The following is a 21532-nucleotide window of genomic DNA, read 5'->3' on the forward strand; positions in this document are numbered from 1 at the left end:
AGGCGCCGTCCGCGGCGGGAGGACATGTCGCGGAGGGAGGACCCCCGACCGGCGAAAGCCCCTCCCTTCCCCGCATCTCCTCCCCCACCCGACACCAGGCGCCGTCCGCGGCGGGAGGACATGTCGCGGAGGGAGGACCCCCGACCGGCGAAAGCCCCTCCCTTCCCCGCATCCCCTCCCCCACCCGACACCGGATACGACGAAGGTCCCGGATGCCATGGCATCCGGGACCTTCGAGATCAGGCTCAGGCCTGGTGGGCGAGCTGCAGGTCGAGCTCGATGGTGACGTCCTTGCCGACGAGCACGCCGCCGGTCTCGAGCGCGGCGTTCCAGGTGAGGTCGAAGTCCTCGCGGTTCACGACCGTCTTGGCGGTGGCGCCGGCCTTGTAGTTGCCCCACGGGTCGGTGCCGAAGCCGCCGAAGTCGAGCGAGAAGGTCGCGGGCTTGGTGATGCCGCGGATGGTCAGGTCGCCGTCGACGAGGAAGTCGCCGTCCTCGACGCGGACACCGGTCGAGCGGAAGTCCATGGTCGGGTAGGTCTCGACGTCGAAGAACTCGGCGGAACGCAGGTGCTGGTCGCGACCCTCATCCTTGGTGTCGACCGAGGTGACGTCGACGGACGCCTCGACGGTGGCCTCGAGGGGGTTCTCGGGGGCGACGATCGTCGCGCTCTTCATGCCGAAGGTGCCGCGCACCTTCGAGATCATCATGTGGCGCACCGAGAAGGTGACCTCGCTGTGGGCCGGGTCGAGGACCCAGGTGCCGGCCTTGTAACCGGGGATGTCGAGGGTGGTGGTGTCGGTCATGTCACTCCTTGAGGTCTCGGGAGCCGTGTCGGCGTCCTGGGAGGATCAAACTCCCATTCACACGAATGTATTCCACGATCGAGGAAAAACACGAACCCGAGGGGGAACGGATCCTCCTCGGGTTCGTGAACGTCAGATGACGACGGGTCAGCCGACCTTGAGCAGGTCGATGATGAAGATGAGGGTCTTGCCGCCGAGGAAGTGGCCGCCGGCGGGACCGTAGGCCAGGTGCGGCGGGATGACGAGCTCGCGGCGCCCGCCGACCTTCATGCCCGGGATGCCGTCCTGCCAGCCCTGGATCAGGCCGCGCAGCGGGAACTGGATGCTCTCGCCGCGGCCCCACGAGGAGTCGAACTCCTCGCCGGACTCGTACTCGACACCGGCGTAGTGCACCTCGACGGTGTCGCCGGGCTTGGCCTCGTCGCCGTCGCCGACGATGATGTCGCGGACGACGAGGTCGGAGGGGGCGGGGCCGGTCGGAGCGTCGAACTCCGGCTTGGTGCGATCAGTCATGAGACCATCCAAGCACGCCCCGGCGAGGGCTCGAACCCCCCTGGACAAAGACTCAGCGCCCGGTGCCGCGGCGATGCCTGCGTGTCTCCCGGGCGCTGAGCTGGTCTTCTTCGATGGTGCTCCTGTCTCCGAGGAGTGTCAAGAGCCGGTCGGAGTGCGCCCGGGCCTCAGCGGGCGAGCAGCGTCGCCCGCGCGGCGCCGGTCCGCTCGAGCAGCCGGCGCTCCTCGGCGGGCGCCTGCGCATCCCGACCGGACAGCGAGCGCTGGCGCGCGGCCGCGAGAGCCGTGGCATCCACGATGAACTGCTTCATGGCCGCCGTCCGGTCCCCCGGCAGGGTGCGCGCCCACGCGAGCGCCGAGCGACGCCCCGCGCCGGTAGCGAGCATGTCGACCTCCTGCGGCGTGAACCACCCGGCCGCGGCGTACTCGCCCAGCCGTGCGCGGGTGAGTCGCGCCTCCTCTCGGCGGAGGACCAGGATGCCGAGGACGAAGAGCACGAAGAGCGGCACCTGCAGCGTGGCGTAGAGCTCGAAGAAGTCGAAGAGGACGGCGGAGCCGTTCCAGAGCCCGTGCAGCACGATGGCCCCGAGGAGGCCGACGAGGCCGTAGCGCAGCGCCGCGCCGGTGGAGAGCGACCGGCGCGCGGCGAGTCCGAACGCGAAGCCGATGAGGCTCGTGAACATGACGTGCGCGAAGGGCGACAGGATCGCGCGCAGGAAGAACGTCGTGCTCACCTGCACGGCGCCGCCCTCGATGAAGCTGATCGCGAAGTACTGGATGTTCTCGGTGAAGGCGAAGCCGGCCCCGATGAGCGCGCCGTAGACGATGCCGTCCACGGGCCCGTCGAACGAGCGGCGCGCGGCGGCGTACAGCAGCAGCAGCCCGAGGCCCTTGCCGACCTCCTCGACGATGGGGGCCTGGATGACCGAGCTGACCGGAGCGCCGAGCCCGCCGACCGTCAGCTGCAGGACCAGGTCGACGCCGAGGGCGAAGGCGACGGATGCCACGGCGCCCCACAGGGCGGCGAAGAGGAGGAGCCGACGCGGTTCGGGCTCCCATCGGTCGATCAGACGGACCGCGAACCACACGACGGCGAAGGGCACCGCCGCGAGCACGAGACCGAGGATCGAGGCGGCCGGCCCGAGGAAGCGCAGGAAGTACACGACGAGCACCCCGAGCACCGGCAGCAGAAGCGCGGCGACGATCCAGAGCGCGAGACCGGACCGGCGGGGGCGCGGCGGGGCCGCCGAAGCCGGGGGACGCGGCGCGTCCGAGATGCGGGCCGGTTCCCCCGCGCCGGGCTGCCACAGCGGAGAGGGGTAGCTCATGCGCTCAGCCTAGGGTCGTTCGACACCGGGGCTTCCGGGGCTTGCGCGCCCGGGGGCCCGGACCGTTCGCGATAGCGTGGAGGCATGCGTTTCGCCCACGTCCGTCCCCGGGAGGCGGCGAAAGCCCCTCGACTCGTCAGCGTCCACGGCGAGGAGCTCACCTTCGTCGACGAGCTCTTCGACGGCGCGCCGGCCACCCTCGAGGCCCTGATCGCCGGCGGCGACGAGCTGCTGGACCGGGTCCGGGATGCCGCGGCCACGAGCGAGCGGCATCCCCTGTCCGGCGTGGAGTTCGCCTCGGCCGTGCTCGCTCCCCCGTCGATCCTCGCGGTGGGGCTGAACTACGCCGCCCACTCCGGCGAGCTGGGGCTGAAGACCGACGCGGGCCCGACGGTGTTCGTGCTCTGGCCCAACTCGCTCACCGCCCACGGCGCGACGACGTCGTGGCCGCGCTCGCTCAGCCAGGCGGTGGACTACGAGGCCGAGCTCGGCGTGATCATCGGGCGCCCCGGCCGCGACGTGTCCGAGGAGGACGCGCTGGACCACGTGTGGGGCTACACCGTGGTCAACGACATCACGGCGCGCAACATCCAGTTCTCGGAGGCGCAGTGGTCCCGCTGCAAGTCCTTCGACGGGTTCACCCCCACCGGCCCCTTCGTGGTGACCGCGGACGAGATCCCGGACCCGCAGGACCTCCACATCTGGACCGTCGTCGACGGGCACACCGTGCAGGACGCCTCGACCGGTCAGATGGTCCGCTCGGTGCGGACCCTCATCGCACGGTTGTCCGAGTCGGCGACGCTGCTGCCCGGCACGCTCATCTCGACCGGCAGCCCCGGGGGCGCCGGCTACTCGCGCGACCCGCAGATCTTCCTGCGCGACCGCTCGACCGTCACGGTCGGCATCGACGGCATCGGCGAGCTCACGACGCACTGCCGCATCCTCGACTGAGGGCGGCGCGAGCCGGTCGCCCGCACCGGCTCCGGCCGGAGCGGGGTGCCGACACCGCGGGCGGTGCCGATGCGGCTCAGTCCTCCTCGACGACGCTGTCGGCGGCGCGGACGATCGGGATCGCCTCGGTGATCGCCTGCAGGCCCGACAGCCTCATCGGCGACAGCTGCTTCGTCACCTCGTCGCGCGACATCAGTCCGGCCTCGACCACCAGGTCGGCGACGTTGCGGTGCGTCAGCAGCGCGGTCTTGGCGAGGGCCGCGGACGCCGCGTAGCCGATGAACGGCGTCAGGGCGGTCACGACGCCGACCGATGAGCCCACCATCGCGCCGAGCCGCTCGCGGTTGGCGGTGATGCCGTCGACGCAGTTGACCCGCAGGGTCCACATCGCCTGCCGCATCCAGGTGATCGACTGGAAGATCGAGTGCGCGATGACGGGCTCGAAGGCGTTCAGCTGCAGCTGCCCGCCCTCGACGGCCATCGTCACGGTGGTGTCCGCGCCGGCCACGGCGAAGGCGACCTGGTTCACCACCTCGGGGATCACGGGGTTCACCTTGCCCGGCATGATGCTGGAGCCGGCCTGACGCGGCGGCAGGTTGATCTCGCCGAGACCGGCCTGCGGGCCGCTGGAGAGCAGGCGGAGGTCGTTGCAGATCTTCGACAGCTTGATCGCGTTGCGCTTGAGCGTCGACGAGAACGACATGAAGGACCCGGTGTCGCTCGTGGACTCGACGAGGTCCGTCGCCGTCTCGAGGTCGAGCCCGGTGATCTCCCGCAGGTGGCGGAGCACCGCCTTGCTGTAGCCGGCGTGCGCGGTGATGCCCGTGCCGATGGCCGTCGCGCCCATGTTGATCTCGTAGAGGAGATAGGCGTTCTCGGTGAGGCGGTTGTAGTCCTCGCCGAGGGTCGTGGCGAACCCGTGGAACTCCTGTCCGAGGGTCATCGGCACGGCATCCTGGAGCTGGGTCCGGCCCACCTTGAGCACGTCGTGGAACTCGCCGGCCTTGTCGAGGAAGGACTGGCGCAGCAGGCGCAGCTCCTCGAGCAGGCTGACCAGGGTCAGCGAGAGCCCCACCTTGATCGCCGTCGGGTACACGTCGTTCGTGGACTGGCTGCGGTTGGTGTCGTCGATCGGCGAGAGGAACGCGTAGTCGCCCTTCTCCCGCCCGGCCATCTCGAGGGCGATGTTCGTGATGACCTCGTTGGCGTTCATGTTGGTCGAGGTGCCCGCCCCGCCCTGGATGACGCCGACGGTGAACTCGTCGTGGAACTCCCCGTCGATGACGCGCTGCGCGGCGCGGTCGATGAGGACGGCCTTGTCGTGGTCGAGCACGCCGATCTCCGCGTTGGCCCGAGCGGACGCCTGCTTCACCATGGCCAGCGCGCGCACGAGGTCGGGATAGACCGAGATCGGCCGCTTCGCGATCGGGAAGTTCTCCTGCGCCCGCGCGGTGTGGATCCCCCAGTACGCGTCGGCCGGGATCTCGAGGGATCCCAGGGAGTCGGTCTCGGTGCGGGTGCGCGTCATCGCGTCCAGTGCCATTCGGTGTCCTCGTGGGGTGTCGTCACGGCGGTCAGGGTCGTCCCGAGCCTAACGACAGCGGCATCCGGGGTCGCTGGCCGCTGCGGCCGGTCCCCCGATCGGCACCGTCCACGCCGTACATCCTCGGATGCCGTCGGGCGGGCACCAGGAGCGGCGGTGCGGAGCCGGACAGCGTCACCGCGCCGGGCCGCGTCAGCGCTTGCGCGAGAACGCCTCGAGCCGCTCCGCCGGCGACATCGCCGCCATGCGCGCGACCCACTCCGGCGAGAAGTAGTCCGACCCCTCCGCGTCGACGACCGGGACGACGGCGTGCGTCACCGTGTCCTCCCACACGTGCACGAGATGGAACGACCGTCCGGCATCCATCCCGTTCACCTCGTCCGCCGGGCGCGCGAGGTCCATCGTGTAGCAGGACGCGGCGGCGACGCTCACCGGGATGCCGGCGAACGTGCCCGACGTGGAGTAGTGCAGGTGCCCCGCCAGGATGCCGCGGACGTCGCTGCCCGCGATGGCGGCCGCCAGCCCCGGCTGATCGCGGAGCTCCAGGATGTCGAAGAAGGGGATGTGCGTCGGAAGGGGCGGGTGGTGCAGCGCGAGGAGGGTCCCGAGGGGCGCCGGCTCGGCCAGGACGTCGCGCAGCCACGCGAGCTGGGACGCGTCCAGGTCCCCGTGGTGCCAGCCGGGAACCGTGGAGTCGAGCGCGATGAGGCGCAGCCCCCCGAGGTCCCAGACGCCGGTCACCGGCTCCTCGTTGGGCTCGGCGTCGAGCAGCCCCTGCCGCAGCGCCGGCCGCTCGTCGTGGTTGCCCGCGACCCAGACCACGGGAGCGCCCAGGCGCGCGGCCCACGGCTCCACGGCGTCGCGCAGCGCGCGGTAGGCCTCGGGCTCGCCGAGGTCGGTCAGATCGCCGGTGAAGACCACGGCATCCGGTCGCACCCCCGTCGCCTCGGCGGCGTCGAGCGTCCGCTGCAGGTGCCGCGCCGTGTCGTACCGGTCGCCGAGGAGACGGTCGCCGCCGAGCAGGTGCGTGTCGCTGAGGTGGAGGATCACGCGCGCGGCGGGCGCGTGCTGACCGAACTGCACGGATGCCATGGCCACAGCCTAGGCCGGAGGGTCCGAGGGGTCAGTGGTTGAACAGGATGAGCAGCAGCGCGCCGAGCACCGCCGCCGCGCAAACGCCGAAGCACGCGAACGCCCCGATCAGCGACAGGCGCTTCTGCTCCTCGCTCAGCGGGTTCTTCGCCGCGGCCTTGGCCGCCGCCTTCGTCGCGCGGCGCCGTTGCTTGTCGGTGAGCACCGTGATGGCATCCGTGAACTCCGCCGGGGCGACGACGGGCGGGCGTCCGCCGCGGACCAGCAGCCGCAGCCCCAGCGCGTAGAACCCGACGACGACCACGGCGCCGACGAGCGCCGCGACGAAGACGTGCAGGAAGGCCTCCCAGTCGATGATCATGCGTCGCCCTCTCCCCCGCGTCCGGCCGCCTGGCGCTCGACGCGGCGTTGCCGCCACGTCGGTCCGGGCTTGCGCGGCACCTTCACCGCGGCGCCCGAGTCGGCCACCTCGCTCATCGCGTTGGCCGAGGTGACCTCGTCGCGCCGCGAGCGCAGGAAGAGGCCGAGGATCACGGCGACGGCGATGACGGCGTCGACGGCGACGCCCCAGCCGCCGAGCCAGACGACGATGAGCGCGGCGGCGGCACCGACCGCGCCCGCGGCGGGCAGGGTCAGCACCCAGCCGATCATGATGCGGCCGACGGTGTTCCAGCGGACGGTCGAGCCACGGCGCCCGAGCCCGGAGCCGATGACGGAACCGGATGCCACCTGGGTCGTCGACAGCGCGAAGCCGAGGGCGCTCGAGGCGAGGATCGTCGCGGCGGTCGAGGTCTCGGCCGAGAACCCCTGCGCCGGCTTGACGTCGGTCAGACCCTTGCCGAGCGTGCGGATGATGCGCCACCCGCCCATGTACGTGCCGAGCGCGATGGTGATCGCGCAGGCGAAGATCACCCACAGCTGCGGGTCCGGGTTCGACGACGACTGCCAGCCGACCGTGATGAGCGCGAGGGTGATGACGCCCATCGTCTTCTGGGCGTCGTTCGTGCCGTGCGCGAGGGCCACGAGCGACGAGGTGAAGATCTGCCCCCACCGGAAGCCGTCGCGTCCGTCGGCCTTCATGTCGTAGCGACGCGTCACGCCGTAGGCGATCTTCGTCACCGTGAAGGCGATGATGCCGGCCGTCAGCGGGGCGATGAGCGCGGGGAGGATGACCTTGCTGAGCACGACGCCCGCGTCGATCGCCATCGCGCCGACGCCGACGAGCGTCGCCCCGATCAGACCGCCGAACAGGGCGTGCGAGGAGCTGGACGGCAGGCCCAGCAGCCACGTCAGCATGTTCCACGTGATCGCGCCGATGAGCCCGGCGAAGATGATCGACGGGAAGATGTCCGCCGAGATCTGGTCTTCGCGGATCATGCCGCCGGAGATGGTCTTGGCCACCTCCGTCGACAGGAACGCGCCCACAAGGTTCAGGCACGCCGCCAGCAGGACCGCGACCTTCGGCTTCAACGCGCCCGTGGCGATGGGCGTGGCCATCGCGTTCGCGGTGTCGTGGAATCCGTTGGTGAAATCGAAGAAGAGTGCCAGCGCGATGACCAGCACGATGACGAGGGCTGCGCTCTCCACCGTTCGCTTTCCGTGAGGGAGGGGGAAGGGATGCCGACGGGATCGGCGCGACGAACGAAGAGTTCACCTGACGTTCGACCCTCGTTCACCGACGGTCGCGCAGTCATCCTCGCACCGTGCCCCACCGCGGTCAAACCGGACGCGGACGCGGCACCGGACCGGCGGAGGACCGAGCCGGCGGCATCCATCATCCGCACCGCCCCGGCGCGCGACGGAGCGTTAGCGTGGAGGGGTGACCGACACCGACGCACGTCCCGTCCCGCCCGTCGCCGACCGCCGCCCCGTCGCGCGCACGCATCACGGGGACACCTTCCACGACCCGTACGAGTGGTTCCGGGCGAAGGACGACGCGGACGTCACGTCCCACCTCGAGGCCGAGAACGCGTACACGCGCGAACGCACCGCCCACCTGGCGGGGCTGCGCGAGACGATCTTCACCGAGATCAAGGGCCGGACCCTCGAGACGGACCTGTCGGTGCCCACGCGCCGCGGCGACTGGTGGTACTACGGCCGGACCGTCGCGGGGGCGCAGTACGGGATCCAGTGCCGTGCGCCCTTGGCATCCCCCGAGGACTGGACGCCCCCGGAGCTCGTCCCCGACGAGCCCGTCCCCGGCGAGCAGGTCCTCCTCGACGCCAACGTCGAGGCCGAGGGCCAGGAGTTCTTCTCGCTCGGCAGCTACAACGTCAGCGACGACGGCACCCTGCTGCTCTACGGCGTGGACGTCGCCGGCGACGAGCGATACACCCTGCGCGTGCGCGACCTGCGCACGGGCGAGAACCTCCCCGACGTCATCCCCGGCACGTTCTCGGGCGCGAGCTTCTCCCCCGACGCCCGTTTCATCGTCTACACGACCGTCGACGACGCCTGGCGCCCCGACACCGTCTGGCTGCACGAGCTCGGCACGCCCGTGACGGACGACACGAAGCTGTTCCACGAGCCGGACGAGCGCTACTGGGTGGGGGCCGGCTTCACCCGCAGCGACAAGTACCTCGTCATCGAGGTCGGCTCGTCCATCACGTCGGAGGAGCTCCTCGTGGATGCCGCCGACCTCCGGCAGCCGCCCCGTCCCGTGTGGCCGCGGCGCGAAGGCGTGGAGTACTCGGCCTCCCACGCCGTCGTGGACGGCGAGGACGTGCTCTACGTGCTGCACAACGACGGTGCGCTCGACTTCGAGCTGGTGAAGGTGTCCGCCGCGGATCCGCAGGGCGCCCGCGAGGTCGTCATCCCCCACCGCGGCGGCGAGCGCCTGCTGGGCGTCGACACGTTCCGCGACTGGGGGGTCGTCGGCTACCGCAGCGGAGGGCTCGAGCGTCTCGGTCTGCTGTCGTACGAGGACGGCTCCGTCACCGAGATCACCTTCGACGAGCCGCTCTACACCGTCGGGGAGTCCTCGAACAGCGAGTGGGCGCCGCCGCTGCTGCGGCTCGGCTACGGCTCGTTCGTGACGCCCGGGACGGTGTTCGACTACGAGATCGCCACGGGCGAGCTGCTGCTGCGCAAGCGCCAGCCGGTGCTCGGCGGCTATGACCCGGAGGACTACGGCCAAGCCCGCGTCTGGGCGACCGCCGACGACGGCACGCAGGTGCCGGTGTCGCTCGTGTGGAAGCGCTCGTTCGGCGAGCCCGGCGACGCGCCACGGCCCGTCCACCTCTACGGCTACGGCTCCTACGAGCACTCCATCGACCCGGGCTTCTCGGTCGCACGCCTGTCGATGCTGGACCGCGGCGTCGTCTTCGCGGTGGCCCACGTCCGCGGCGGCGGCGAGATGGGGCGCCAGTGGTACGAGGACGGCAAGATCCTCGCCAAGCGGAACAGCTTCACCGACTTCGTCGCCGTCGCGCGGCACCTCGTCACCGCGGGTTACACGACGCCGGACCGCCTCGTCGCCGAGGGCGGCAGCGCGGGCGGCCTGCTCATGGGCGCCGTCGCGAACCTCGCGCCGGAGCTGTTCGCGGGGGTGCTGGCGAGCGTGCCGTTCGTGGACGCCCTGACCACGATCCTCGACCCGTCGCTGCCCCTCACGGTCATCGAGTGGGACGAGTGGGGCGACCCGCTCCACGACGCCGAGGTGTACGCGTACATGAAGTCGTACACGCCGTACGAGAACGTCCGCTCCGACGCGGCCTACCCGCGGATCCTCGCCGTCACCTCGCTGAACGACACCCGCGTGATGTACGTCGAGCCGGCGAAGTGGGTCGCGCGCCTGCGCGAGGTCGGCGCGGACGCGCTGCTGAAGTGCGAGATGGTGGCCGGGCACGGCGGCGTCAGCGGCCGCTACAACTCCTGGCACGAGCGGGCGTTCGAACTGGCCTGGCTGCTCGACGTGCTCGGCCTGGCGGACTAGCCCTCCCTCCCCTCTCCCGGCATGTCCCACTTTGTGCAGGTTTCAGCCTCCTGAGCCGCACAAAGTGGGACACGCCCCGCGGGCGTCCGCCCCACCACCGTCCCCTCTCCCGGCATGTCCCACTTTGTGCAGGTTTCAGCCTCCTGAGCCGCACAAAGTGGGACACGCCCCGCGGGCGTCCGCCCCATCTCTTCTCCCCGGCGGGCGGGACGGCGTCACCGTCCACAATCGAGGGTTCCGCCCGCGGTCCGTCGTCTCCCGGCCGTCAGACTCGACCGATGTCCGATGTGCCGCAGATCTTCTCCGTTCGGGATGCCATGGCTCACGGCCGCTCACGTTTCGCGCTGCGCCATGTCGGACTGCGGTCCCCCCACAGCGGAATCCGTTCGTCCGCACCGCCGCCCGGGCGCAGGGACCTTCGAGCTCGAGCCGCCGAGTACGCACCCCGGCTCCGCAAGGGACAGTTCTTCAGCCACGAGACCGCGCTGGCTCTGCTCGGAGCGCCGGTCCCGCGACCTCCACATGTCGTGGGTCTGCACGTCTCGGCTCACCGCCCCCGACGCGAGCCGCGCGTTCCCGGCATCCACGGGCATCGGCTGCAGACCCGCGAGCCGACTCTGTGGCATACCCCGGAAGGCTGGCCGGTGGAAGATCCCGTGCGTGCATGGCGGCAAAGTGCGTCGCTGTGGGAGATCGATGACCTGGTCGCTGCGGCGGATTTCCTCCTGACGGAGATGCGCCCTGTCATCGATGCGGACGATCTCCGTGCAGAGATCGAGATGATGGGCGACACCCGTCGGCACGCACTTCGGCGCGCTCTCTCGCTGAGCCGTCACGGGCCTCGCTCGGCTTCCGAGACGTATCTGCGACTGCTGCTCGTTCGCAACGGTCTGCCCGAGCCGGAGATCTCCTGGATCCTGCGCGATGTCGCGGGGAGGTTCGTCGCCGAGCTCGACCTGGCGTATCCGCCTTGGAAGGTCGCCACCGAGTACGACGGACGCGTCCACGCGGAGGACCTGCGGCAGTTCGCACGCGACGCCGACCGGTGGGATGCCATCCGCGCATGCGGATGGGATCACGTGCGCATCCTGTCCCATCACATGCGGGGCGGGGGGCGGCGGGCCGTCCAGAAGGTCCGCGACGCCCTCCGGCGTGCGGGGTGGTCCGGCTGACCGTGTCCCACGATGTGCGAACTCCAGTGCCTCGCGCTGCACAAAGTGGGACACGGTAGCGACGGAAGCGCTGACCTCTCCTTCAGCCCAGCGAGCGTGTCCCACTTTGTGCAGGTTCTGGCTCCCAGAACTGCACAAAGTGGGACATGCGCATGACGGAGGGACCGACCTGGGACGCGCCCGCGATCTGAGCGCCGACCTGCGACACGCCCCGCCCACGCGAGGCGGACGGGGCGTGTCGAGACGGGGGTCAGCCGAAGAGCGCGGCGGCCTCCTCGTAGCGGTACAGCGGCACGGTGTTCAGCTCGCCGAGGGCGTCGGCGAAGGGCACGCGCACGATGTCGGTGCCGCGCATCGCGACCATCTGGCCCCACGCCCCCTCGTGCAGGGCGTCGGCGGCGTGCAGTCCGAGACGCGTCGCCAGGACGCGGTCGAAGCCCGACGGCGAGCCTCCGCGCTGGATGTGACCGAGCACGGTGGCGCGGGTCTCGATGCCGGTCAGACGCTCGATCTCGGGCGCGAGCATCTCGCCGATGCCGCCGAGGCGGGGGCGGTTGAAGGCGTCGAGGCCCTTGTCGCTGAACGCCTCGTCCATGCCCGTGAGCTTGAAGCCCTCGGACACAACGACGAGGGGCGCGCGGCCGCGGTCGTGCGCGCGGGTGACCTGCTCGACGATCTCCTCGATCGACATGGGCACCTCGGGGATGCAGATGACGTGCGCGCCCGCGGCGATGCCGGCGTGCAGGGCGATCCAGCCGACGTGACGGCCCATGACCTCGGCGACCATGCAGCGCTGGTGCGAGTCGCCGGTGGTGCGCAGACGGTCCATGGCATCCGTCGCGATGTTGACGGCGGTGTCGAAGCCGAACGAGTAGTCGGTCGCGCGCAGGTCGTTGTCGATCGTCTTCGGGACGCCGAGGACGTTGATGCCGTCCTTGGACAGGCGGTCGGCCGCGGCCAGCGTGCCCTCTCCGCCGATGGCGAGGATGCCGTCGATGCGGTGGCCGTACATGGTCTTCGAGATGTTCTCGGCGCCGCCGCGCGCTCCCTCGTAGGGGTTGGTGCGGCTGGTGCCGAGGATGGTGCCGCCGACCTTGGACAGGCCCTTCACCTCGTGGCGGGTGAGCGGGAAGAAGTCGCCGTCCACGACGCCGCGCCACCCGTCGCGGATGCCGACGAACTCGATGTCGTAGTTCGTGGTCCCCTTGAGCACGACACCGCGGATGACCGCGTTGAGCCCGGGGCAGTCGCCGCCGCTGGTAAGGATGCCGATCTTCATTGGCTGGATTCCTCGCTGTGGTTCGGGTGAGGGGGCGGCGCCGTTGCCGTTTATGACCCTATCGCCGCAGGCGAGTCCGGTGCGACACGGCGGGGAGGGGAGGGATGCCACCGGCTCGCGTCCCCGGTCCTCCCCCGCCACCGCCGTCCTGCGGGGTCCGCACCCGACACGCCGTCGGACCGAGCCGCCGCCCCGGCGCGCCGCCGTTCGAGTCCGCAGGACGGCACAGGGCGGCCCGCCGCAGGACGGCGCCGGAGCACGGCCGGCCGCAGGACGGCGCCGGAGCACGGCCGGCCGCAGGGCGCCGCCCGCAGAACGGTTCCCGGCCGCGACCGAACGACGAACGCCCCGGGGCGGTGACCCCGGGGCGTTCGATGCGGTGCGCGTCAGGCGGCGCCGAGCGCCTGGCGCAGCAGGTGCATGAGCGCGGACAGCTGCACCGAGTCGCTGGAACCGGGCTCGACCGCCTGGCCGTCGAGGGCACGCTGGGCGAGCCCCTCCTTGGAGTCGATGAGCTCCGCGATCTTCGTGTCGATCGTGTGCGCGGCGATGATGCGCCACGCGGTGACCGGCTCCTCCTGACCGATGCGGTGCACGCGGTCGATGGCCTGCGTCTGCTCGGCCGCCGTCCACGACAGCTCGGCGAGCACGACGTTCGAGGCGGCCTGCATGTTCAATCCCACGCCGGCGGCGGTGAGCGAGCACACCGCGATGCCGACGCCGGGGTCGGTGTTGAACGCGTCGATGGCGGCCTGGCGGGCGGTCGAGGTCTGCTCGCCGCGCACCGAGACCGCACGGAGACCGGATGCCTTGAAGTGGGCCTCGGCGGCATCCATGACGTCGATGTGCTTGGCGAAGAACACGACCTTGCCGACCGACCGCTGCAGCTGCACGGCGTAGTCCGCGGCCAGCTGCGCCTTGGCCTGACCGATGCGGCGGACCATCGTGAAGACGTTCTCGGACCCGGTGCCGGCGGCCTTGGACTCCTCGAGCTCGCCGTGCGCGACCAGGCGCACGATGTCGTCGTCCACCTCGCCGGGGGCCAGGCCCCGGTCGCCGCGCGCCTCGATGATGCGCCGGTACTTCGCGGCCAGACGCGCACCGAGCTCGCGCTCGGCCTGCCGGATGGACCGGCCGAACTCGTCGTCCAGCTCGACGGGGAGGTCGGCGACGAGCTTGTCGGGCAGGTCGGCGGCGACGTCCTTCTTCTTACGGCGGACGATGCCCATCGAGATGACGGCCTCGCGCGCCTCGGGGTAGAAGGCCTTGTCCGCGGGGGTCAGGCCGGTGGCATCCAGCTTCTCCATCAGCTCGGGGCCGGGCTTCTCGCCGTTCGTCCACCCGAGGAAGCGCCAGATCGCGTCGAAGTCCTCGACGTCGTTGATCAGCGGCGTCCCCGTGAGGGCGAGCATGAGCGGATCGCGCGTCTGCTGACGGACCCGGGATGCCAGGGCGAGCACGTTCTGCGACCGCTGCGACGTGAGGTTCTTGATGAAGTGCGCCTCGTCGACGACCACGCCCTTGAGACCGATGGACGACAGCCAGGAGAGGTGCCGGTCGAGGATCTCGTAGTTAACGATGAACACGTCGGCGAATGCGTCGATGTCGGCTCCGCCGCCGGAGATGACGGTGGCCCGGCGGTGCGGCGTCCAGCGCTGCACCTCGCGCGCCCAGTTCATCTTCACGACGTTGGGGACCACGACGAGCAGCGGGTACGCGTCGGCGACGGATGCCGCGAGCACCGACTCGGCGGTCTTGCCGAGTCCCGGCTCGTCGGCCAGCAGGAACGAGCGGTGGCCCTGGCGGACGGCCTCGAGGAAGCGCGACTGGTGCGGCATGACCTCGAGCCCGCGCGGCGAGAGCCGGTCGAACTCGGGGACGGGAGGCAGCTCCATGCTGGCCGCCGACCCGCCGGCGCCGGTCTCGAACGCCTTGTACAGCGGCCCCATCAGCTCCCAGCCGTCGAGGCGACGACGCGGGGCGTCCCCGGTCGCGCGCGGCGTGAGGTCGGGCGGCAGGAAGGGGTTGGCCATCTGCCGCGACTCGATCGACGGCGGCACGACCTGGCGCTCGGCGAGCGCGGCCGGCACGACGGTCGTCGCCGCGGCGGGCGCGGTGTCGGTGATGATGAGCTCGTCCGGCGGCAGCTCGGCCCCCGCCTCGAGGAGCCAGTCGCGGCGCATGCGCCGAGCCACCGGCGACGTGGCCTGGTCCACCTCGAGCAGCTGGATGAGCGAGGTGTCGCGGGCGGCGGTCTTGGCGAGGATCGTCGCGACGCCGTCGAGCCGCTTGAGCAGCTCGGCGCGCGCGGCGTCGGTGAGCTCGCCGTCCGCCTTGACGCGGGCGCGCTCCTCGCGGACGAGGAAGGCGATCACCTGGAACTTGACGCGGTTGGTCGGCCCGAGCTTTCCGCGCTGGGCCTTGGCTTCGACCTCGCGCACCTTGCGCGCGAGGATGGGGATGACGGGGGCCTCGTCATCACGACGGGATGACGAGGACTTCCTGCGCCGCTGGGTCGAACCTCGAGCGGCGGTCGCCGTGGTCGGCATGCTCCTCCTGAGCGTGTCCTTGCGGACAGGGTCCGGGACGTCCGGCCGAAGCCGGTGAATGCGTGACCCCGAGGAACTGCCGCGGGCTGATGGCGCCGGAAGGGCGGCTCACGCGGGAACGATGACGGGATCGCCACCCATTCTAGCGGTTTCGCGCGGTGGTCACTCCGCCACGGTGGCGAGAATGTCCTCGGTGTACCCCTCGGGGTCGAAGTTGATCCACGACGTGGACACCCACACGTCCCCACGGAGCGCCTGCACCTCGCCGCGCTCGTAGGGGACGTCGTCCAGCGAGACCCCGCGCTGCTCGATCCGGCAGACGGTGGCGTCGCCGCTGTCCTCGCACCCGAACCCCGTGGACGTCAGGGTGTCGCGGATGGTCGTCGCCTGAGCGGCATCCACGATCGACACGTTCGTCGCGAGACCCCGCTCGCTCGGCGTGCCCCAGGAGCACCGCAGGGTGGGCACGGCGTCCAGCAGCTCCAGGAGCGGCGCCTGCTCGGTCGAGAGCAGGGTCACCCCGGGGTCGTTCAGCGGCGGGTTCTGCTCCTCCAGCGTCGCGCGCATCGCGTCCGAGTAGATCTCGTCGCACGACGCCGGTGCCGCGGTCGTCGGGGTGGTGGACGGCGTCGGGCTGGCCGCCGGGGTCTCGGCGGGCGCCGCCGAGGAGGACGAAGTGGATGCCGTCGGGGTAGGCTCCGCGCCCGGCTCCGGCTCGGGGACGCAGGCGGACAGGGTGAGGGTCAGCGTCGCGGCGGCGGAAGCGGCGACGAGGACACGGCTGAGGGGGGACATAACACCTCCGGGGTCGTCTCGACCCTAACGCCCGGCCGCGGCGACCCCCGGGTGTCAGCGGGCGCGTCGCAGGCGCAGGCTGTTCAGGACGACGAACACGCTCGAGAAGGCCATCGCGGCGCCCGCCAGCATCGGGTTGAGGAACCCGAGCGCGGCCAGCGGGAGGGCGGCGACGTTGTAGGCGAAGGCCCAGAACAGGTTGCCGCGGATGACGCGCATCGTGCGGCGGCTAAGGGCCACGGCGGTGACGACGCCACGGGGGTCGTCCCGCATGAGCGCGATGTCGCTGGCGTGCAGCGCCGCGTCCGTCCCGCCGCCCATCGCGATGCCGAGGTCCGCCGTGGCGAGGGCCGCGGCGTCGTTGACGCCGTCGCCGACCATGGCGACGGTCCGCCCCTCGGCCCGGAGCCGCGCGATCTCGTCCACCTTGCCCTCGGGCAGCACGCCCGCGCGGACGGCGGTGATCCCCAGCTCGGCGGCGACGACGCCCGCGATGCGGGGGTTGTCGCCGGTGAGGAGCACGGGCTCGAGCCCCATCTCGCGGAGGCGGGCGACGGTCTCCGCGCTCTCCGGCCGGACGGTGTCGGCGATCTCGATCACCGCGCGCGCCCGGTCGACACCGTCGGCGTCGGCCCACCCGGCGACGACCACGGTCCCCCGCTCCTCCCCCGCGGCGACGGCGGCGGCCAGCTCGGCGGGCAGCGACGCGCCCCGCTCCGCGGCGAGCGCGGGGCGCCCGGCGAACACGCGGACGCCGTCCACGGTCCCGACGACGCCGCGTCCGGGCAGGGCCTCCAGGTCGCGGGCGACGGGGCCCGCGCCCGCGGCCGCGACGATCGCGTGCGCGACGGGGTGCTCGGACCCGCGCTCCACCGCCGCGACGCGGTGCAGGACGGTGGTGGCATCCATCCCCTCGACGGGGACGACGGCGGTGACGCTCATGCGGCCGGAGGTGAGGGTGCCGGTCTTGTCGAGGACGATCGTGTCGATGCGCTCGGCGGACTCCAGCGCCTCGGGCCCGGTGACGAGCACGCCGAGCTGCGCGCCGCGCCCGGTGCCGACGAGGATCGCGATCGGGGTGGCCAGTCCGAGGGCGCAGGGGCAGGCGATGATCAGCACGGCGACGGCCGCGGTGAAGCCGGCGGCGACGGGCTGCCCGGCCAGCAACCAGGCGCCGAGGGTGAGCACGGCGAGGAGGATGACGATCGGGACGAAGATCGCCGAGACGCGGTCGGCGAGCCGCTGCACACGGCTCTTGCCGAGCTGCGCGTCCTCGACGAGGCGCGCGATGCGGGCGAGGCGCGTGTCCTCGCCGACACCCGTCGCGCGGACCACCAGACGGCCCCCGGCGGCGATGGTGCCGCCGGTGACGGTGGACCCGACGGTCACCTCGACCGGGAGGGACTCCCCCGTCAGCATGCTCTCGTCGACGCTGGCCGCGCCCTCCACGACGACGCCGTCCGTCGCCACGATCGCCCCCGGGCGTACGACGAACACATCCCCGACCGCGAGCTCGTCGACGTCGATGCGCCGGCCGTCCGCGAGCTCCACGTCGCGCACCCCGAGGTCGAGCAGGGCCCGCAAGGCGGCGCCGGCGGTGCGGGTGGAGCGCTGCTCGATGACGCGGCCGAGCAGAAGGAAGGTCGTCACCGCCGTGGCGACCTCGAAGTAGACGACCGCGGTCGCGTCGTGCACCGGCCCGAAGAGCATGACCTCGTGCTGCAGGCCGATTCGGCCGGCCGTGCCGAAGACGAGCGCCCAGACGCTCCAGAGGTACGCGGCGAAGGTGCCGAGGGTGATGAGGGTGTCCATCGTGGCGGCGCCGTGTCGCGCGTTGCGCAGGGTCGCCCGGTGGAAGGGCCAGCCGCCCCACAGCACCACCGGGGTCGCGAGCGCGAGCGACACCCACTGCCACCCGGGGAACTGCCACGGCGGGACCATGCCCAGCAGCACGACCGGCAGCGACAGCGCGGCCGAGACGAGCAGGCGCGTCCGCAGCGTCGTGGCACCGGGCGCATCGGCGACGTCGTGCACGTGACCGGCGGAGGCCTCGTGGCCGGTGTCGTGCGCGGGGCGAGGCGCCCCGGCGTCGGCGGGGGTGGCAGGGGTCTCGTCGTGCGCGGCGGGAGCGACCGCGGGGGCGGCGGGGGTGGCAGGGGTCTCGTCGTGCGCGGCGGGAGCGACCGCGGGGGCGGCGGTACCGAGCGGGCCGGCGGGGACGAGCGAGACGGATGCCGCGGACACCTCGCCCGCATCGGAGGCGTTCCGGGAGGTCGTGCGGACTCCACGCGTACGGACCCGCGCGTCGTACCCTGCCGCGCGCACGGCGTCGACGAGCCGCGCCGTGTCGAGGTCGGAGGGGTACCGCACACGGGCCGTCTCGGTCGCGAGGTTCACGGCCGCGTCGACGCCGTCCACACGGCGGAGCTTCTTCTCCACCCGGGCGACGCAGCTCGCGCAGGTCATCCCCTCGATGTCGAGCACCGCCTCGGCGGTCCGTGCGGCGTCGGTGTGATCGCTCATCTCTCCTCCTCCGGTCACGCGTGCAAGAACAGGATACCCCCTGGGGGTATTCCGAGGGCGGTGTCGACCGATCCACCGACGACCCGGACGGGCCGGGTGTCCACCCCCGTCCGCACCCCGCGGACCGCCCGTACAGTGAACGGGTGGCCGAGACGATGACACGCGAGCAGCGCATCGTCCTCGCGGTCGCGGTGCTGGCCTCGTTCGTGTCGTTCCTCGACGGCACGGTCGTGACCGTCGCCCTCCCCGCCATCGCGGAGGATCTCGGCGGCGGCCTGTCGACGCAGCAGTGGGTCGTCGACGCCTACCTCGTGACCCTCGGCGCGTTCATCCTCGTGGCCGGGTCGCTGAGCGATGTCCTCGGCCGCGTGCTCGTGCTCCGCATCGGACTCCTGGGCTTCGCGGCGACGTCGATCGCGATCGCCGCGGCACCGGGCCCGGAGTTCCTCATCGTGGCGCGCGCCCTGCAGGGCGTGGCCGGGGCCCTGCTCGTCCCGAGCTCGCTCGCGCTCATCACCTCCACCTTCCGCGGCGCGGCGCAGGCGCGGGCCATCGGCATCTGGACCGGGGCCACGACCGTGGCCATGATCGCGGGTCCGCTCATCGGCGGCGTGTTCGTGGACCTGCTGTCGTGGCGGCTCGTGTTCCTCGTCAACGTCGTCCCGGTCGCCGTCACGATGTGGCTCCTGACCCGCGTGCCCCCGGCCGACCACCGCCGTCCGGACGCGCGGGTGGACGTCCTCGGCGCGGTGCTCTGCGCGGTGGGCCTCGGCGGGATCGTGTTCGCGCTCATCGAGCAGTCCGTGCTGGGCTGGTCGTCCCCGGCCATCTGGTTGCCGCTCGCGATCGGCATCCTGTCGTTCACCGGGTTCCTCGTCCGCCAGCACCGTGGACGCGACCCCCTCATGCCGCTGGACCTCTTCCGCGCGCGCAACTTCTGGGCCGGCAATCTCGCCACCGTGTTCGTCTACGCGGCGCTGTCGCTGAACGGGTTCGTCGTCAGCGTGTACCTGCAGCAAGGCGCGGGCCTGTCCGCCACGCTCGCGGGACTCGCCTCGGTGCCGAGCACGCTCCTCATGATCGCGCTGAGCTCGCGGATGGGCGCGCTGGCCGGACGCTTCGGACCGCGCCTGTTCATGACGGTCGGCCCCCTCGTCATGGCGGTCGGCGCGCTGCTGCTGCTGAGCGTGCGCGAGGACTTCGACTACTGGACGCAGGTGCTCCCCGGCGTCGTCGTCTCCGGCCTCGGCCTCACCATGACCGTCTCTCCCCTCACCGCCGCGGTCCTCGGTGCCATCGAGTCCGAACGGTCGGGCATCGCCTCGGCCGTCAACAACGCCGTCTCGCGGGTGGCGGGGCTGCTGGCGATCGCGGCCGTGTCCACCGTGGTGGGCGGCTCCCTCGATCTTGAGGGTTTCCACCGCGCCGCCGTCGTCACCGCCGTGCTCCTCGCGCTTGGCGGGGTCGCCGCCTTCGTCGGCATCCGGAACCGGCGCGAGGAACGCGCCCTGCGTTGAGCCCGCGCCTGCCCCCGGCGCAGCGGACCCGGGATGCCACCGCCCGCACCCGCAACAGGCAACGCACCCGCGACAGGCACAACCCCGCCGAACCGCCCTGCCCCCGGCACACCGCCTGCCCCCGACGCATCCCCGCCGGCGGCGCGGGTCAGCGCAGGACGGCGCGCACCCGGTCGACGTCGAGCGCCATCTGCGTCAGCAGCGCATCGATGCCGTCGAACGCGGTCATCTCCCGCACACGCTCGACGAACCTCACCTCGACGTGGTGCCCGTAGAGGTCCAGCCCCGTCTCGTCCAGCACGAAGGCCTCGACCTGCCGGGCGTGCACGTCGTCGAAGGTCGGATTGGTGCCGACGCTGATCGCGGCGGGGTAGCTGATGCGGCGGCCGCCGTCGGCATCCACCAGCCAGCCCGCGTAGACGCCGTCGGCGGGCACGAAGCCCTCCAGCTCGGACGACAGGTTCGCGGTCGGGTAGCCGAGCTCGCGGCCGCGCTTCAGGCCGTGCACGACCTCGCCCCACACCGACGGAGAGCGACCGAGCAGCTTGGTGGCCGTGGCGATGTCGCCGGCAGCGAGCGCCTCGCGGATCCACGTGGACGACACGCGGCGGTCGGCGTGCACGGCGCGGATGTCGTCGACGACGTCGACGCGGAAGCCGTGCGCGGCGCCGAGGCGCTCCAGCAGGTCCGGGTCCCCCGCTCCGCCGGCGCCGAAGCGGAAGTCCCGCCCCACCAGCACCGTCCGCGCCCCGAGGGCGTCGACGAGGACCCGGCGGACGAACACCTCGGCCGGCTCGGCCGCGAGGACCTCGTCGAAGGTGAGGAGGAGGGTGGCATCCACTCCCGCCCGCTCGAGGAGGTCGAGCTTCTGGTGGGGGCCGATGACGTCGGGGGGACAGCGGTCGGGGCGCAGCACGCTGAGCGGGTTGCGGTCGAACGTGACGGCGACGACGCGCGCGCCGTCGGAGGCGTCCACGCGGGCCCGGTCGATGACGGCGCGGTGGCCGGTGTGCACGCCGTCGAACTTGCCGATGGCCACGACGGACGGGCCGAAGTCCGCGGGCACCTCGGACGGGTCGCGGAAGACGATCATGACGCGAGGTTCCGGTGGCGCACGAGCCACCACAGGCCGAGGAACGGCAGGACCAGCGGGATGAAGACGTAGCCGATGCCGTAGAGCGACCAGACGGTCGGGTGCTGGAACAGCGACGGCAGCACGATGCTGAGCGTGCCGACGACGAGCACGCCCACCAGCTCGAACCCGATCGCGATCCAGGCGACGCGGTACCACCCCGGGCGTCCCGAGAACACCAGCGCGAGGGTGGCCAGGATGTAGACGACCGCGGCCAGCGCCGACAGGCTGTAGGCCAACGGCGCGTCCGAGAACTCGCGGACGATCTGCACGAACGACCGGCCGGTGGCGGCGAGCGCCATGATCGCGTAGACGACGACGAGGACGCGGCCGATGCCGGTCATCCTGCGGTTTCGGGAGGTGGATGCCATGACCGTACGAGTCTAGTTCGCGACGGC

The 21532-nt window shown here is 71.9% G+C and carries 17 protein-coding genes; 4 read left to right on the forward strand and 13 right to left on the reverse strand.

Annotated features, from left to right (window positions below; genetic code table 11):
* Positions 1-245: 245 nt before the first annotated feature.
* From ACO03V_RS10515 to ACO03V_RS10525, 3 genes are all read right to left on the reverse strand, one after another.
* Positions 246-806: a YceI family protein gene (locus tag ACO03V_RS10515; RefSeq protein ID WP_367730430.1), complete on the reverse strand. Its 561-nt coding sequence runs from the start codon at positions 804-806 to the stop codon at positions 246-248.
* Between the two features lie 147 nt (positions 807-953).
* Positions 954-1319, reverse strand: coding sequence for an FKBP-type peptidyl-prolyl cis-trans isomerase (locus ACO03V_RS10520; RefSeq protein WP_367730428.1), 366 nt, complete (start codon positions 1317-1319; stop codon positions 954-956).
* Between the two features lie 167 nt (positions 1320-1486).
* Positions 1487-2647, reverse strand: coding sequence for a PrsW family intramembrane metalloprotease (locus tag ACO03V_RS10525; protein WP_423137551.1), 1161 nt, complete (start codon positions 2645-2647; stop codon positions 1487-1489).
* Positions 2648-2731: 84 nt separating this feature from the next.
* On the opposite strand from ACO03V_RS10525, the gene ACO03V_RS10530 reads away from it, so the two are divergent.
* The gene (locus ACO03V_RS10530) at positions 2732-3598 is read left to right on the forward strand and encodes a fumarylacetoacetate hydrolase family protein (RefSeq protein WP_423137552.1); all 867 of its coding nucleotides are present in this window, start codon (positions 2732-2734) and stop codon (positions 3596-3598) included.
* Between the two features lie 76 nt (positions 3599-3674).
* Here the strand turns inward: ACO03V_RS10530 and ACO03V_RS10535 are convergent, their stop codons facing one another.
* The 4 genes from ACO03V_RS10535 to ACO03V_RS10550 all read right to left on the reverse strand — a co-directional run bounded on the left by ACO03V_RS10535 (position 3675) and on the right by ACO03V_RS10550 (position 7820).
* On the reverse strand, positions 3675-5141 hold the full coding sequence (locus ACO03V_RS10535) for an aspartate ammonia-lyase (protein WP_367730422.1): 1467 nt from the start codon (positions 5139-5141) through the stop codon (positions 3675-3677).
* A gap of 192 nt (positions 5142-5333) precedes the next feature.
* A complete protein-coding gene (locus ACO03V_RS10540; RefSeq protein ID WP_423137553.1) occupies positions 5334-6233 on the reverse strand; it encodes a phosphodiesterase in 900 nt (299 codons plus the stop codon).
* A 31-nt stretch (positions 6234-6264) separates the two neighbouring features.
* A complete protein-coding gene (locus tag ACO03V_RS10545) occupies positions 6265-6594 on the reverse strand; it encodes a peptidase (protein WP_423137554.1) in 330 nt (109 codons plus the stop codon).
* On the reverse strand, positions 6591-7820 hold the full coding sequence (locus ACO03V_RS10550) for an inorganic phosphate transporter (protein WP_367730416.1): 1230 nt from the start codon (positions 7818-7820) through the stop codon (positions 6591-6593). Before ACO03V_RS10550 ends, ACO03V_RS10545 begins: the two co-directional genes overlap by 4 nt.
* A gap of 232 nt (positions 7821-8052) precedes the next feature.
* Between ACO03V_RS10550 and ACO03V_RS10555 the strand changes: the two genes are divergently transcribed.
* Positions 8053-10167: a S9 family peptidase gene (locus ACO03V_RS10555; protein WP_423137555.1), complete on the forward strand. Its 2115-nt coding sequence runs from the start codon at positions 8053-8055 to the stop codon at positions 10165-10167.
* Positions 10168-10445: 278 nt separating this feature from the next.
* The gene (locus ACO03V_RS10560) at positions 10446-11339 is read left to right on the forward strand and encodes a hypothetical protein (protein WP_423137556.1); all 894 of its coding nucleotides are present in this window, start codon (positions 10446-10448) and stop codon (positions 11337-11339) included.
* A gap of 250 nt (positions 11340-11589) precedes the next feature.
* Here ACO03V_RS10560 and ACO03V_RS10565 read toward each other — a convergent pair whose 3' ends face one another.
* The 4 genes from ACO03V_RS10565 to ACO03V_RS10580 all read right to left on the reverse strand — a co-directional run bounded on the left by ACO03V_RS10565 (position 11590) and on the right by ACO03V_RS10580 (position 18485).
* A complete protein-coding gene (locus ACO03V_RS10565; protein WP_387055986.1) occupies positions 11590-12618 on the reverse strand; it encodes a 6-phosphofructokinase in 1029 nt (342 codons plus the stop codon).
* A 386-nt stretch (positions 12619-13004) separates the two neighbouring features.
* The gene (locus ACO03V_RS10570; RefSeq protein ID WP_423137557.1) at positions 13005-15167 is read right to left on the reverse strand and encodes a DEAD/DEAH box helicase; all 2163 of its coding nucleotides are present in this window, start codon (positions 15165-15167) and stop codon (positions 13005-13007) included.
* Positions 15168-15329: 162 nt separating this feature from the next.
* On the reverse strand, positions 15330-15962 hold the full coding sequence (locus ACO03V_RS10575) for a hypothetical protein (RefSeq protein WP_423137558.1): 633 nt from the start codon (positions 15960-15962) through the stop codon (positions 15330-15332).
* A 54-nt stretch (positions 15963-16016) separates the two neighbouring features.
* On the reverse strand, positions 16017-18485 hold the full coding sequence (locus ACO03V_RS10580; RefSeq protein WP_423137559.1) for a heavy metal translocating P-type ATPase: 2469 nt from the start codon (positions 18483-18485) through the stop codon (positions 16017-16019).
* A 155-nt stretch (positions 18486-18640) separates the two neighbouring features.
* Here ACO03V_RS10580 and ACO03V_RS10585 point away from each other — a divergent pair, with 155 nt between their 5' ends.
* Positions 18641-20002 (forward strand): MFS transporter, encoded by a 1362-nt coding sequence (locus tag ACO03V_RS10585; protein ID WP_423137740.1) that lies wholly within the window; start codon positions 18641-18643, stop codon positions 20000-20002.
* Between the two features lie 148 nt (positions 20003-20150).
* Here the strand turns inward: ACO03V_RS10585 and ACO03V_RS10590 are convergent, their stop codons facing one another.
* Positions 20151-21095 (reverse strand): bifunctional riboflavin kinase/FAD synthetase, encoded by a 945-nt coding sequence (locus tag ACO03V_RS10590; RefSeq protein ID WP_423137560.1) that lies wholly within the window; start codon positions 21093-21095, stop codon positions 20151-20153.
* A complete protein-coding gene (locus ACO03V_RS10595) occupies positions 21092-21505 on the reverse strand; it encodes a hypothetical protein (protein WP_367730400.1) in 414 nt (137 codons plus the stop codon). The genes ACO03V_RS10590 and ACO03V_RS10595 overlap by 4 nt, the downstream gene beginning before the upstream one ends.
* Between the last annotated feature and the right edge of the window lie 27 nt (positions 21506-21532).

Source organism: Microbacterium sp. HMH0099 (genome assembly GCF_049384025.1).
In the GTDB taxonomy this organism is placed as follows: Bacteria; Actinomycetota; Actinomycetes; order Actinomycetales; family Microbacteriaceae; genus Microbacterium.

Coding starts and splice junctions, on each gene's coding strand:
- ACO03V_RS10515 (WP_367730430.1), bottom strand. CDS start 806: ATGACCGACACCACCACCCTCGACATCCCCGGTTACAAGGCCGGCACC.
- ACO03V_RS10520 (WP_367730428.1), bottom strand. CDS start 1,319: ATGACTGATCGCACCAAGCCGGAGTTCGACGCTCCGACCGGCCCCGCC.
- ACO03V_RS10525 (WP_423137551.1), bottom strand. CDS start 2,647: ATGAGCTACCCCTCTCCGCTGTGGCAGCCCGGCGCGGGGGAACCGGCC.
- ACO03V_RS10530 (WP_423137552.1), top strand. CDS start 2,732: ATGCGTTTCGCCCACGTCCGTCCCCGGGAGGCGGCGAAAGCCCCTCGA.
- ACO03V_RS10535 (WP_367730422.1), bottom strand. CDS start 5,141: ATGGCACTGGACGCGATGACGCGCACCCGCACCGAGACCGACTCCCTG.
- ACO03V_RS10540 (WP_423137553.1), bottom strand. CDS start 6,233: ATGGCATCCGTGCAGTTCGGTCAGCACGCGCCCGCCGCGCGCGTGATC.
- ACO03V_RS10545 (WP_423137554.1), bottom strand. CDS start 6,594: ATGATCATCGACTGGGAGGCCTTCCTGCACGTCTTCGTCGCGGCGCTC.
- ACO03V_RS10560 (WP_423137556.1), top strand. CDS start 10,446: ATGTCCGATGTGCCGCAGATCTTCTCCGTTCGGGATGCCATGGCTCAC.
- ACO03V_RS10565 (WP_387055986.1), bottom strand. CDS start 12,618: ATGAAGATCGGCATCCTTACCAGCGGCGGCGACTGCCCCGGGCTCAAC.
- ACO03V_RS10570 (WP_423137557.1), bottom strand. CDS start 15,167: ATGCCGACCACGGCGACCGCCGCTCGAGGTTCGACCCAGCGGCGCAGG.
- ACO03V_RS10575 (WP_423137558.1), bottom strand. CDS start 15,962: ATGTCCCCCCTCAGCCGTGTCCTCGTCGCCGCTTCCGCCGCCGCGACG.
- ACO03V_RS10580 (WP_423137559.1), bottom strand. CDS start 18,485: ATGAGCGATCACACCGACGCCGCACGGACCGCCGAGGCGGTGCTCGAC.
- ACO03V_RS10585 (WP_423137740.1), top strand. CDS start 18,641: ATGACACGCGAGCAGCGCATCGTCCTCGCGGTCGCGGTGCTGGCCTCG.
- ACO03V_RS10590 (WP_423137560.1), bottom strand. CDS start 21,095: ATGATCGTCTTCCGCGACCCGTCCGAGGTGCCCGCGGACTTCGGCCCG.
- ACO03V_RS10595 (WP_367730400.1), bottom strand. CDS start 21,505: ATGGCATCCACCTCCCGAAACCGCAGGATGACCGGCATCGGCCGCGTC.